The 12,370-nt window shown below is 69.5% G+C and carries 11 protein-coding genes; 7 read left to right on the top strand and 4 right to left on the bottom strand.

What is annotated here, in order from left to right:
* Window positions 1–59 precede the first annotated feature (59 nt).
* The 4 genes from nadA (at window position 60) to RBB84_RS09375 (ending at window position 5,169) form a co-directional block, all read left to right on the top strand.
* Entirely contained in the window at window positions 60–1,091 is a 1,032-nt protein-coding gene (gene nadA, locus RBB84_RS09390) for a quinolinate synthase NadA (RefSeq protein ID WP_019289717.1), read from the top strand.
* Window positions 1,088–2,659, top strand: coding sequence for an L-aspartate oxidase (locus RBB84_RS09385; RefSeq protein WP_033097633.1), 1,572 nt, complete (start codon window positions 1,088–1,090; stop codon window positions 2,657–2,659). Before nadA ends, RBB84_RS09385 begins: the two co-directional genes overlap by 4 nt.
* 1 nt (window position 2,660) lies before the next feature.
* Entirely contained in the window at window positions 2,661–3,527 is an 867-nt protein-coding gene (nadC, locus tag RBB84_RS09380; RefSeq protein WP_033097634.1) for a carboxylating nicotinate-nucleotide diphosphorylase, read from the top strand.
* 199 nt (window positions 3,528–3,726) lie between these two features.
* Window positions 3,727–5,169 carry a wax ester/triacylglycerol synthase family O-acyltransferase gene (locus tag RBB84_RS09375; RefSeq protein ID WP_033097635.1) on the top strand — a complete coding sequence of 481 codons (1,443 nt, stop codon included), beginning with the start codon at window positions 3,727–3,729 and terminating at the stop codon, window positions 5,167–5,169.
* Window positions 5,170–5,221: 52 nt separating this feature from the next.
* On the opposite strand, the gene RBB84_RS09370 is transcribed toward RBB84_RS09375, so the two are convergent.
* From RBB84_RS09370 to RBB84_RS09355, 4 genes are all read right to left on the bottom strand, one after another.
* Window positions 5,222–6,340, bottom strand: coding sequence for an alpha/beta fold hydrolase (locus RBB84_RS09370; RefSeq protein WP_033097636.1), 1,119 nt, complete (start codon window positions 6,338–6,340; stop codon window positions 5,222–5,224).
* Between the two features lie 64 nt (window positions 6,341–6,404).
* Entirely contained in the window at window positions 6,405–6,830 is a 426-nt protein-coding gene (locus RBB84_RS09365; RefSeq protein WP_059380999.1) for a hypothetical protein, read from the bottom strand.
* 109 nt (window positions 6,831–6,939) lie between these two features.
* Complete coding sequence (locus RBB84_RS09360; protein ID WP_230826261.1) at window positions 6,940–8,694, bottom strand: alpha/beta fold hydrolase; 1,755 nt, start codon at window positions 8,692–8,694, stop codon at window positions 6,940–6,942.
* Between the two features lie 111 nt (window positions 8,695–8,805).
* Window positions 8,806–9,189: a helix-turn-helix transcriptional regulator gene (locus RBB84_RS09355; RefSeq protein WP_006554077.1), complete on the bottom strand. Its 384-nt coding sequence runs from the start codon at window positions 9,187–9,189 to the stop codon at window positions 8,806–8,808.
* A gap of 121 nt (window positions 9,190–9,310) precedes the next feature.
* Between RBB84_RS09355 and hisD the strand changes: the two genes are divergently transcribed.
* The 3 genes from hisD to hisB are packed head-to-tail and all read left to right on the top strand — an operon-like array spanning window position 9,311 to window position 12,368.
* Entirely contained in the window at window positions 9,311–10,633 is a 1,323-nt protein-coding gene (gene hisD, locus RBB84_RS09350) for a histidinol dehydrogenase (protein ID WP_006554076.1), read from the top strand.
* Window positions 10,630–11,757 (top strand): histidinol-phosphate transaminase, encoded by a 1,128-nt coding sequence (locus RBB84_RS09345; RefSeq protein ID WP_033097638.1) that lies wholly within the window; start codon window positions 10,630–10,632, stop codon window positions 11,755–11,757. The genes hisD and RBB84_RS09345 overlap by 4 nt, the downstream gene beginning before the upstream one ends.
* Window positions 11,754–12,368, top strand: coding sequence for an imidazoleglycerol-phosphate dehydratase HisB (hisB, locus tag RBB84_RS09340; protein WP_006554074.1), 615 nt, complete (start codon window positions 11,754–11,756; stop codon window positions 12,366–12,368). Before RBB84_RS09345 ends, hisB begins: the two co-directional genes overlap by 4 nt.
* Window positions 12,369–12,370 lie beyond the last annotated feature (2 nt).

The following is a 12,370-nucleotide window of genomic DNA, read 5'->3' as shown; positions in this document are numbered from 1 at the left end:
CTCGAATACGGCAATTCCGGTAGAACCCGCCGGGATGACACCCTCGAAGGAGCTAGGCCATGACCACGACCGAGTGGGCGGGAGCCGCCACCATCGTCGACGGCCCCGGCGGATACACGGGCGTCGAGGCGACGCCGGAGTGGGCCGAGGAGGTCCGCCGGTTGGCCCGTGAGCGCAACGCCACGCTGCTCGCGCACAACTACCAGCTTCCCGCGATCCAGGACGTCGCCGACCACGTCGGCGACTCGCTCGCGCTCTCGCGTATCGCCGCCGAGGCCGAGGAGGACACCATCGTCTTCTGCGGCGTGCACTTCATGGCCGAGACCGCGAAGATCCTCAGCCCGAACAAGACGGTGCTCATCCCCGACGAGCGCGCCGGCTGCTCGCTCGCCGACTCGATCACCGCCGACCAGCTGCGCGAGTGGAAGGCCGACCACCCCGACGCCGTGGTGGTCTCGTACGTCAACACCACCGCCGAGGTCAAAGGCCTGACCGACATCTGCTGCACGTCCTCGAACGCCGTCGACGTCGTCGCGTCCATCGACCCCGACCGCGAGGTGCTGTTCCTGCCCGACCAGTTCCTCGGCGCCCATGTCAAGCGCGTCACCGGTCGCGAGAACATGCACATCTGGGCCGGGGAGTGCCACGTGCACGCCGGCATCAACGGCGACGAGCTCGCCGCGCAGGCCAAGGCGCACCCCGACGCCGACCTGTTCGTCCACCCCGAGTGCGGTTGCGCCACCTCGGCGCTGTATCTCGCCGGGGAGGGCTTCGTGCCCGACGACAAGGTCAGAATCCTGTCCACCGGCGGGATGATCGACGCCGCCCGGGAGACCGGCGCGAAGCAGGTCCTCGTCGCCACCGAGGTCGGCATGCTGCACCAGCTCCGCAAGGCCGCGCCCGGCATCGACTTCCAGGCGGTCAACGACCGGGCGTCGTGCCCCTACATGAAGATGATCACGCCCGCCGCGCTGCTGCGCTGCCTGCAGGAGGGACGCGACGAGGTCCACGTCGCAGCCGACGTCGCCGAGCGGGCCCGCCTGTCGGTGCAGCGCATGATCGCCATCGGCAACCCGGGCAGCGGCGAGTGACCACCGCCATCACGGTCGCGTGGGAGGACCACGCCGACCTGGTGGTCGTCGGGGGTGGCGTCGCCGGTCTCACGGCCGCGCGCGCCGCCTCCCGGCGCGGCGCGCGGGTGCTCACGGTGAGCAAAGGGGGCCCCACCGACACGGCCACCCAGTACGCCCAGGGCGGTATCGCCGTGGTGGCGCCGGTGGGCGACAGCGTCGACGCCCACGTCGCCGACACCCTCGCGGCGGGCGGGGGACTGTGCGACGAGGACGCGGTGCGCTCGATCGTCACCGCCGGCCCCGATGCCGTCACCGCTCTGCGCGATCTCGGCGCGGTGTTCGACACCGCCGGAGACGGCGACATCGCCCGCACCCGCGAGGGTGGGCACAGCACCCGCCGCATCATTCACGCCGGTGGCGACGCGACCGGCGCCGAAGTTCAGCGCGCCCTCGGCGAGGCGGGCTTGCCCGTCCTGTTCGGCGCCGCTGCCGCCCGGGTCCTCACCGACGCGCGGGGTGTCACCGGACTGCTCGTCCTCGACGAGCGCGGGTACGGCGTCGTCCACGCCCCGGCCGTGTTGCTCGCGACCGGTGGCCTCGGGCAGCTGTACGCGTGCAGCACGAATCCGCCCGGCGCCACCGCCGACGGCATCGCGCTGGCCCTGGCCGCCGGCGCCGGTGTCGCCGACCTCGAATTCGTCCAGTTCCACCCGACCGTGCTGTTCGCGGAAGGGGGCACCGGACGTCGGCCGCTCATCAGCGAAGCGGTGCGCGGTGAGGGAGCGCGACTGGTCGACTCCCGCGGCCGATCGATCACCGAGGGTGTGCACCCGCTCGGCGACCTCGCACCCCGCGACGTCGTCTCACGGGCCATCGCCGAGCGTCTCACCGCGCTCGGCGAGGGCCACGTCTACCTCGACGCCCGTCACCTCGACGGCTTCGCCACACGTTTTCCGACCATCACGGCGATGTGCGCCGACGCCGGTCTCGATCCGGCCCGGGATCTGCTGCCGGTCGCTCCCGCCGCCCACTATTCGTGCGGCGGTGTCGTCACCGATGTGCACGGCCGCACCCGCATCCCCGGTCTGTACGCGGCCGGTGAGGTGGCACGCACCGGCCTGCACGGCGCGAACCGGCTCGCCTCCAACAGCCTTCTCGAAGGGCTCGTCCTCGGCGAGCGCGCCGGGGTGGCCGCAGCGATCGAACGGACCGGAACGCGTGTCGAGACCGACGGCATTCCCGTCGTCGCCCCGACCGTCTGCGATCGTGCGGTGCTGCAGCAACTCATGACCCGGCACGCGCTGGTCGTGCGCGACGCCGACGGATTGTCCGCTGCCGCAGTCGAACTCGACGGCGCGAGCGTCGCCACGGCGTGTGCCGACGCGGAGCGGCTCGAGGACGCGGCGCTCACCGTCACCGCGCGGGCCCTGCTGCTCGCGGCGCAGCGCCGCACCGAATCGCGGGGATGCCACACCCGCAGCGATCATCCGGACTCCGACCCGGCGCAGGCTCGCAGCCTCGAACTGCGTATCGACGATGACGGCGAGTTGTCCTTCACCACACCGGAACTGACAGGAGTCAACTGAGATGACCACAGCGCTGCCCGACGGACTCGACCTCGCCGAGACCCGCGAGCTGGTCCGGAAGGCGCTCGACGAGGACCTGCGCTACGGACCGGACGTCACCACCGACGCCACCGTGCCCGCCGACGCTGTCGCCACCGCCTCGGTGGTCGCGCGGCAGGCCGGCACCCTCGCCGGTCTGGACGTCGGTCTGCTCGTCCTCGACGAGGTCATCGGTGCCGATCATTACGGCGTGCTCGATCGCAGGTCCGACGGCGAGCGCGTGCTGCCCGGGGATTCGGTCCTGACCGTCGAGGCGCCGACCCGCGGCCTGCTCACCGCCGAGCGCACGATGCTCAATCTCCTGTGTCACCTGTCGGGCATCGCGACGGCGACCTCGCACTGGGTCGATGCGGTGACGGGCACCGAGGCGAAGATCCGCGACAGCCGCAAGACACTGCCGGGAATGCGCGCGCTGCAGAAGTACGCGGTGCGGAGGGGTGGCGGCGTCAACCACCGCATGGGGCTCGGCGACGAGGCGCTGATCAAGGACAACCATGTCGCGGCGGCCGGTTCGGTGGTCGCGGCGCTGCGAGCCGTCCGCGAGCATGCCCCCGACATCGCGTGCGAGGTGGAGGTCGACACCCTCGAACAGTTCGACGAGGTGCTCGCCGAGAACGTCGAGTTGATCCTGCTCGACAACTTCCCGCTGTGGCAGACGCAGATCGCGGTGCAGCGGCGCAACACCCACGCGCCGCAGACACGACTCGAATCCTCCGGCGGCCTGTCCCTCGACGTCGCCGCGGACTACGCGCGCACGGGCGTCGACTTCCTCGCGGTGGGTGCGCTCACCCACTCTGTGACCGTCCTGGACTTCGGCCTCGACATGTGAGCGTGCAGGTCGCAGGTCGCGGCACGGATGAATCGGATGCGCCACCGGAACATCCGTCGGTGAGACGGTCCCCGCACGTGCGCTTTCTGGGGTAGAACTGACAGCACATCGACGTGCCGGTACCGGTCACGTAGGGGCGGTGCTCCGGTTGTCGCCGGTGCCGGGTGGGGGAGGAAGACAGAACACGATGCGGTTACCGATGTCACCGACCGACTCGATGTTCCTGCTCGGCGAGTCGCGCGACCACCCGATGCATGTCGGCGGTCTCCTGCTGTTCCAGCCGCCGGAGGGCAAGGACGCGAGTGACCTGAAGTCGATGTTCGCCGAGGCGCTCGCCCGGGAGGAACCCGCCGGGCCGCTGTGGCGCAAGCGGCCCACCCGCTCGCTGTTCACCCTCGGGCAATGGGCCTGGGAGGACGATCCGCGTTTCTCGATCGACTACCACGTCCGGTTCAACGCGCTGCCGTCCCCGGGCACGATGGACGATCTGTGGGAACTCGTCTCCCGTCTGCACGCCTCGCTGCTCGACCGCACGCGCCCACTGTGGGAGATGCATCTGATCGAAGGGCTGGCAGACGGTCGCTACGCCCTGTACGTGAAGATCCACCACGCGCTCGCCGACGGGGTGGGGGCCATGCGTCTGATGCGCCGCGCGCTCAGCACCGACCCGGAACGCACCGACATGCCGGCGCCGTGGGCGGTCGACGACGCCCGGTCGCCGAGCCGCTCGGCGATGGGCACCGCGATCGGGTTCCCCGGTGCGGTCGTCCGTGCGGCGACCGGCGTGGTGAACGACGCGGTGAACATGGTGTCCGAGGCGATGGCGCTGGTCCCGGCCCTCGTCGGCACCGTCGACCGGGCACTGCACAATCGCGGGGGTTCGTTGTCGCTGGGCGCTCCGAACACCATCCTCAACCGTCAGATCTCCGGATCGCGCAGGTTCGCGGCCCGGTCGTGGCCGATCGAACGCCTGCGCATGGTGGCCAAGGCGGCCGACGCGACACTCAACGACGTCGTCCTGGAACTGTCGGGTGGGGCTCTACGGGCGTTCCTCACCGAACACGATGCGCTGCCGGACGATTCGCTGGTTGCCATGGTTCCGGTGTCGTTGCGCCAGAGCACGAACTCGTCGGGCAACGAGATCGGCATCCTCATGTGCACGCTCGGCACGCAGTGCGCCGACCCGGTGGAACGGCTTGCGCGCGTGCGGGGTTCGATGATCGAGGGCAAGCATGCGATGAATTCGATGTCGAAGCTCGGTCGTCTCGCGACGAGCGCGGTGGGCGTGGCACCCCTTGCGGTGGGGGTGCTCACCGGTAACCGGGCGCTCCCACGGCCGCCGTTCAACGTGATCGTCTCGAACGTGCCGGGACCCGATTCGCCGCTGTACTGGAACGGTGCGCGCGTCGACGCGTTGTATCCGCTGTCGGTGCCCGTCGACGGACAGGCGCTGAACATCACGTGCACGAGTACCGACGACGAGATCGCCTTCGGGCTGACGGCGTGCGGCCGCACGGTGCCGGACCTTGCCCGGCTGCTCGATCACCTCGACGACGAACTCGGCGCCCTGGAATCCGCTCTCGGAGTCCGGGTGGAGGTCGACGACGAGGGGAGCGGGGAGGGAGACGCCGGGAACGACTGACCGTGCCGTTTCGAGAATCGGCGCGCCGCATCGCCGAACGGCCCGGGATGAGTCAGGACGTCGCCGCCACACGGCGGGCGTGCGGCGTCCACACTTCGGTGAGGGTGCGGCGGCCGATGAACAGCCCGATGTGACCGGCGTCGGCGACGGTGCTGGTGATCCTCTGCGGCGGGGTCGATACGTACTCCGCGAGCGTGGTGACCTGCCGGGGAGTCGCGATCGGGTCGGCGGAGCCGGCGATCAGATGGACCGGGCAGTCGACGGCCGCGAGATCGACGACGCGTCCTTCGGCCTTCAGGCTGCCGGCGACGAGTTCGTTGCCCACGAACAGGTGGCGCATTATCCACGCGCGGAAGGCCGAAGGGATCTCCTGCTTCCACGTGAACCAGTGCCGTTCGGCCTCCCAGCGCGCCACTTCGTCGGGATCGTGGAGCAGGGCGAGCAGCGTCATCGCTCGTTCGATCTCACCGATCGGATCGGTGGTCGGCACTCCGACGGTCCGAGCCGCCCCGTACCAGAAGTCGATCGTTGTGGCCGCGGCACCGTGGGGCGCGCGGGCCAGCACCGACAACGCCGGCTGGTCGACGTGGAAGTCGATGGGTGCTCCCGCCACGGTCAGCGAGTGCACGCGCTCGGGATGCAACGCCGCGTAGACCGTGCCGAGCCACCCGCCCTGACTGTCGCCGATCAGGTTCACCCGGCCACCGAGATGGTCGACGGCCTCGGCGACGACCGCCAGGTGCTCGTCGATCGAGCAGCCGTCCGTCGCGAGGGTCGCGGGCGCCCAGTCGAGACAGTGCAGGCGGGTCAGGCCACCGGCTCGGAGGGCTTCGACCTGACTGCGGTCGGCGGAATGGTCGACGATGCACGAATGGGTGCCCGCCTGCGGCGGCAACAGCAGCGTCGGGATCTCGTCGCGTGCGGGGTCGGAGGTGCTGCAATCACGCAGGCCTCCGAGGGGCCACCGGCGCACGACCGGCCAGTCCGTGGTCCAGCGCGGCGGCGTGGCCGATGTCAGGGCGCGGCTGTACCGGTTCGCGTCGGAGACCAACGTGCACGGTGTGGCGCCGCGTCGTACGAGGCCGGCGAGATAGCCGCTCCAGCCGGCGATCGCCGCGGTCCCGAGACGAAACGGGGCCGCGGCGATCCGGGCGGGTGTCAGGGACAGCATGCACTGCACCGGAGAACGTCCGCTGATGCGGTGTTCGGTATCGACTGCATCGAGGAGTCGACGATTACTTCAGCAGGTCGCGAGCGGTGCTCGTGACGGTGGTGGTGAGCTCGCGAGCGAAGGAGACCTGCGCCTTGGCGAGATCGGCGACCCACTCGACGGGGGTGGCGTCGGCGACCTTCTCCTGCAGATCCAGGAGGCTCGAGACGGCCTTCTCGTAGGTGTCGACGCCGAGGTTTCCGCTCTGCTTCGCGGCGTCGACGAACTTCGCGTTGAACTCCTGGAAGCGCTCGGTGGCCTCGTCGACGGTCTTGGTGAACTCGGTCGCGGCCTTGTCGGCAACCGCAGCGGCCGTCGAGGTGAGCTTCTCGGCCGACTGCTGGGCCGTTGCGGTGGCCTCGGCGGCGGCCTTCGTGGCGGCTTCCGTCGCCTTGGCAGCGGCATCGGTGGCCTTGGCGTTGGCGGCGGTGGTCTTGGTCGGTGCGGTCATGATGTGTACCTTCCGTGGGCGCTCGTGACAGGAGCGGGGCTTCCCCTGTGGGGGTGCGCTCGGATCAGCGCTGTTAGCAGGTTAGCAATATGATAGCTAACGCGCAACGTCACTCGAAGACATAGGTTCCCGGGGCATCGCACCGCGGCGGATGCTGCGCGCTGCCCATCGCCGGGGGAGCGACCAGCTCACCGGCGCGCTTCGTCGACCATGCGGTCCAGTCCTCCCACCACGACCCGGCGGTGCGAGTGGCCTTTTCCGACCACGCCTTCGGGTCCTCGGGTAGCGTCGGCAGCTTCTCGCCGTCGGGCGCGCCGACGGCCTCGAACCAGGCCTTCGGGTTGGGGGGATTGACCGCGCCGGCCACATGGCCGCCGCTGGTCAGGACGTACCGGACCGACCCGCCGAGCAGGCCCGTGGCCTTATACGATGACGTCCACGGCACGATGTGGTCGTTGATCGCGCCCACCACATAGGTGTCGCACGTGATGTCCGACAGGTCGAGGACCTCGCCGTCGAGCTCGTACACGCCGCGCGCGAGCTCGTTGCGGCCGTACAGCGACCGCAGGTAGTGCGAGTGCATCTTCGCCGGCATGCGGGTGCTGTCCTCGTTCCACGCGAGGATGTCGAAGGCGGCGGGCTTCTCGCCCTTCATCCACCGCGACACCCAGTAGTTGAAGATCAGATCGCGCGCGCGGATCATGTCGAAGCTGCCGGCCATCTCGTTGCCGGAGAGGAAGCCCTGCTTGCTCATCCGGAACTCGACGCGGTCGAGTGTGGCCGGGTCGGTCAGCAGTGCCAGCTCGCCGACCTCGCTGTAGTCCAGGAGTGTGTTGAGCATCGTGAACGCGCTGATCCGCTTGTCGCCCAGCCTGCCCATGCGGGCCGCGGCCATCGCCGCCATCGCGCCGCCCAGGCAGATCGACAGCACCTCGATACGCGAGGATCCGGTGATCTCCTCGACGGCGTCGAGAGCCGCGGCGACACCCTGCCGGTAGTAGTCGTCCATCGTGATCTCGTGCATCGACTCGTCCGGGTTGCGGTACGAGATCGCGAACACGGTGCGGTTGTGCTGCACGGCCCACTCGATGAGGCTGCGCTGCGGCGCGAGATCGAGGATGTAGTACTTGTTGATCCACGGTGGCGCCGCCAGGATCGGGATCTCGTGCACCTCACCGGTCTGGGGGGCGTACTGGATGACCTCGATGAGGTCGTTGCGGAAGACGACCTTGCCGGGGGTCGCGGCCATGTTCTCGCCGAGGGTGAACGCCTCGCGGTCGACCTTGAGCGGCAGGCCCTTCCGGTGCACGACATCCTCGATGGCGTACTTCGCGCCGCGGAACAGGCTTGCGCCACCGGTGTCGAGCGCGCGCACGAGCACACCCGGGTTGATGAGGAAGTTCGAGGGGGCGAGTGCGTCGAACATCAAGTTCGCGAACTGGCGGGCCTTGCCGTCCTGCACGGGATCGCCCGAGCCGGCGTCGGCGAGATCCTCGACGTACTCGCGGGTGGCGAGATAGCTCTGCAGCAGCGAGAAGTAGGCCGGGTTCTCCTTCCAGGCGGCATCGGAGAACCGGCGGTCCTTCGAATCCAGCGGCATCGGGGGCTGCGGATCGGCGGCGTTCCACACGCGTGTCGCCGCTGCCGGGATGTTCGCCAGGCGGGTGGCGTACTCCGTGGTCGCGCCGGCCACGGCCCGCGGATTCTTCACTGCACGGCCGGCGACGGATGCGACGGCCGGTCCCCACCCGATCGGGTCGAGGGAGGAGGTGAGCTTCTTCTGCAGATGGTTGAGCACCGAGCAACTCCAGAACTGGGTGAATGGTCCGGAGCCGATGGTGACGTCGCCGAGAAAGGTGCGCATCTTACCCCCAGGTACGTGCTACCTGCATGTTCGTCGATGAGGCGACGAAATCGGGCTGACCTCGGACGCTAGGTGGCGCACGAACGCACTCGGTACCGATTGTGAGAATGCTCACTTCTCGTCGGGTTCGCGTCCTCCACCACGCCGACGGCGCGCGACGGTGACCTCGCGGAACGCCTCGTACATCTCCTCGAGCGAACGCCGTTGGGGATTGGTCAGGTCGGGATCCTCGCGGATCGCCCGCAGGACCGCGGACTCCGCTCCGTCGTCGGCCTGCGCGTGGGTCGCGAGGGTGTCCGCTGACAGGTGCAACTGTTCGGCGATCGCTTGCAGCACACGCTCGCTCGGCGCCCGCAGGTTCCGCTCGATCTGCGACAGGTACGGATTCGAAATGCCCACCATCGCCGCGAGTTGACGCATGGGCAGTTCTGCGAGCTCACGCTGGCGGCGGATCAATTCGCCCAACGTGCTCGGGCGCGACTCGTCCTCGTCCATGCCGTCAGCATAAGCACGGTGATCCGTGTCGAGAGCATCCTCACGCGGGCGCGACTTCGAACGTCACCACTCGATGCGAGATAGTAGAAGGTGACCCCTGTTCGACGAGAGAGGACACCTCATGCTTGCCCGCACCGACCTGCGCGGTCGTACTCCCACCACTGCGGAGCTCAGGGGCGCACTGCCCCGCGGCGGAGTGGATGTGGACGCGGTGCTCCATCAGGTCCGTCCCGTCGTCGACGACATACGCGATCGCGGCGCCGAGGCCGCGCTCGACTACTGCGAGAAGTTCGACGGGGTCCGCCCCGCCTCGGTACGTGTTCCCGCCGCGGAACTCGGCCGCGCGCTGGCCGAACTCGCCCCCGCCGTCCGTGCCGCTCTCGAGGAGGCCATCGCGCGCACGCGCGTCGTGCACGCGGCCCAGCGCCGCACCGACGTCACCACCGAGGTCGTCCCCGGCGGTACCGTCACCGAACGCTGGGTGCCGGTCGAACGCGTCGGCCTCTACGTGCCGGGTGGCAACGCGGTCTACCCGTCGTCGGTCGTGATGAACGTCGTGCCGGCGCAGGCCGCCGGCGTCGAATCGCTCGTCATCGCCTCGCCGCCGCAGAAGAACTTCGGCGGACTGCCGCACCCGACGATCCTCGCCGCCGCGGCCCTGCTCGGCGTCGAGGAGGTGTGGGCCGTCGGCGGCGCACAGGGTGTCGCACTACTGTCCTACGGCGGCACCGACACCGACGGCGCCGAACTCGCCCCGGTCGACATGATCACCGGCCCCGGCAACATCTACGTCACCGCCGCCAAGCGGCTGTGCCGCGCGGTCGTCGGCATCGACGCCGAGGCCGGTCCCACCGAGATCGCGATCCTCGCCGACCACACCGCCGACGCGGTGCACGTCGCCGCCGACCTGATCAGTCAGGCCGAGCACGACGTCATGGCCGCCTCGGTGCTCGTCACCACCAGCACCGACCTCGCCGACGCCGTCGATACCGCGCTCGCCGCGCAGCTCGAGCTCACCGAGCACCGCGAGCGCGTCACCACCGCGCTGTCCGGCAGCCAGTCCGGCATCGTCCTCGTCGACGACATCGAGCAGGGCCTGAAGGTCGTCAACGCCTACGCCGCCGAGCACCTCGAGATCCAGACCGAGAACGCCTCCGAGGTCGCCGCGCGTGTCCGGTCGGCGGGCGCGATCTTCGTCGGGCCGTGGGCGCCGGTCTCCCTCGGCGACTACTGCGCCGGATCGAACCACGTGCTGCCCACCGCCGGCTGCGCCCGGCACTCGTCGGGCCTGAGCGTGCAGACCTTCCTGCGCGGCATCCACGTCGTCGAGTACACCGAGGCGGCCCTGAAGGACGTCTCCGGTCACGTCATCACCCTCGCGAACGCCGAGGACCTGCCCGCCCACGGTGAAGCCGTCCGTCTGCGATTCGAGGCGCTGAAGTGACCCAGATCCCCGGCTCCCGCATCACCCTCGCCGACCTGCCGTTGCGCGAGAATCTGCGCGGCAAGTCGCCCTACGGTGCACCGCAGCTGACGGTGCCCGTCCAGCTCAACACCAACGAGAACCCGCACCCGCCCACGCAGGCGCTCGTCGACGACGTCGCCGAGGCCGTGCGTGAGGCGGCGACGCAGCTGCACCGCTATCCCGACCGCGACGCGGTCTCGCTGCGCACCGACCTCGCCGCTTATCTGACGAAGGCGTCCGGTGTTCCCCTCGGCGTCGAGAACGTCTGGGCCGCGAACGGTTCCAACGAGATCCTGCAGCAGCTCCTGCAGGCCTTCGGTGGCCCCGGGCGCACGTCGATGGGCTTCGTGCCGTCGTACTCGATGCACCCGATCATCGCCGACGGCACCCAGACCGAGTGGCTGTCCACCTACCGGCGCGACGACTTCACCCTCGACGTCGAGGCGTCCGCCGCGGCCGTGCGGGAGCGGCGGCCCGACGTCGTCTTCGTCACCAGCCCCAACAACCCGACGGGACACAGCATCCCGCTCGACCAGTTGCGGGTGATCCTCGACGCCGCCCCCGGCATCGTGATCGTCGACGAGGCGTACGTCGAGTTCTCCTCGCAGCCGAGCGCTCTGTCGCTGATCGACGAGTACCCGACGAAGATCGTCGTCTCGCGGACGATGAGCAAGGCGTTCGCCTTCGCCGGCGGACGGCTCGGTTATCTCGCCGCCGCCCCCGCGGTGATCGAGGCGCTGCTGCTCGTGCGCCTGCCCTACCACCTGTCGGTCGTCACCCAGGCCGCCGCGCGTGCGGCCCTGCGGCACGCCGACGAAACTCTCGCGTCGGTTGCGGAACTGGCCGCCCAGCGCGACCGCGTCGCCGCCGAACTCGCCCGGTTCGGCTACGACGTGATTCCCTCCGACGCCAACTTCATCCTCTTCGGCCACTTCGCGGACGCCCCTGCCACCTGGCAGCGGTATCTCGACGAGGGTGTGCTCATCCGCGACGTCGGGATCCCCGGCTACCTGCGCACCACGATCGGCCTGACCCACGAGAACGACGAGTTGCTGCGAGTGAGCGAGAAGCTCGCGGCCACGGAAATCGAGGAAACCCGATGAGCGACCGCATCGCGCGCGTCGAACGCACCACCAAGGAATCGAGCATCACCGTCGAGATCGACCTCGACGGCACCGGTCGCACCGAGATCTCCACGGGGATCCCGTTCTACGACCACATGCTCACCGCGCTCGGCCAGCACGGTTCGTTCGACCTCACCGTGCAGGCGCAGGGCGACATCGAGATCGAGGCCCACCACACCGTCGAGGACACCGCCATCGTCCTCGGCCAGGCCTTCGGTCAGGCCCTCGGCGACAAGCGTGGCATCCGGCGCTTCGGCGACTGCTTCATCCCGATGGACGAGACCCTCGCACACGCGTCGGTCGACGTCTCCGGCCGTCCCTACTGCGTGTTCACCGGTGAGCCCGACTACATGGTGCACTCGGTGATCGGGGGATATCCGGGCGTGCCCTACTCGACGGTGATCAACCGGCACGTGTTCGAGTCGTTCGCCTTCCACGCCCGCATCGCACTGCACGTGCGGGTGCTCTACGGCCGCGACCCGCACCACATCACCGAGGCCGAGTTCAAAGCGGTCGCCCGCGCGCTGCGTGAGGCCGTCGAACCCGACCCGCGGGTGACCGGCATCCCGTCGACGAAGGGCAGTCTCTGACA

The sequence above is a fragment of the Rhodococcus sp. D-6 genome (assembly GCF_040256695.1).
Lineage (GTDB): Bacteria > Actinomycetota > Actinomycetes > Mycobacteriales > Mycobacteriaceae > Rhodococcus > Rhodococcus pyridinivorans.
This window is presented reverse-complemented; position numbering and strand designations above follow the sequence as displayed.

Excerpts from the sequence above, each read along its gene's own strand:
- nadA (WP_019289717.1), top strand. The coding sequence starts at position 60 with ATGACCACGACCGAGTGGGCGGGAGCCGCCACCATCGTCGACGGCCCC.
- nadC (WP_033097634.1), top strand. The coding sequence starts at position 2,661 with ATGACCACAGCGCTGCCCGACGGACTCGACCTCGCCGAGACCCGCGAG.
- RBB84_RS09375 (WP_033097635.1), top strand. The coding sequence starts at position 3,727 with ATGTCACCGACCGACTCGATGTTCCTGCTCGGCGAGTCGCGCGACCAC.
- RBB84_RS09370 (WP_033097636.1), bottom strand. The coding sequence starts at position 6,340 with ATGCTGTCCCTGACACCCGCCCGGATCGCCGCGGCCCCGTTTCGTCTC.
- RBB84_RS09365 (WP_059380999.1), bottom strand. The coding sequence starts at position 6,830 with ATGACCGCACCGACCAAGACCACCGCCGCCAACGCCAAGGCCACCGAT.
- RBB84_RS09360 (WP_230826261.1), bottom strand. The coding sequence starts at position 8,694 with ATGCGCACCTTTCTCGGCGACGTCACCATCGGCTCCGGACCATTCACC.
- RBB84_RS09355 (WP_006554077.1), bottom strand. The coding sequence starts at position 9,189 with ATGGACGAGGACGAGTCGCGCCCGAGCACGTTGGGCGAATTGATCCGC.
- hisD (WP_006554076.1), top strand. The coding sequence starts at position 9,311 with ATGCTTGCCCGCACCGACCTGCGCGGTCGTACTCCCACCACTGCGGAG.
- hisB (WP_006554074.1), top strand. The coding sequence starts at position 11,754 with ATGAGCGACCGCATCGCGCGCGTCGAACGCACCACCAAGGAATCGAGC.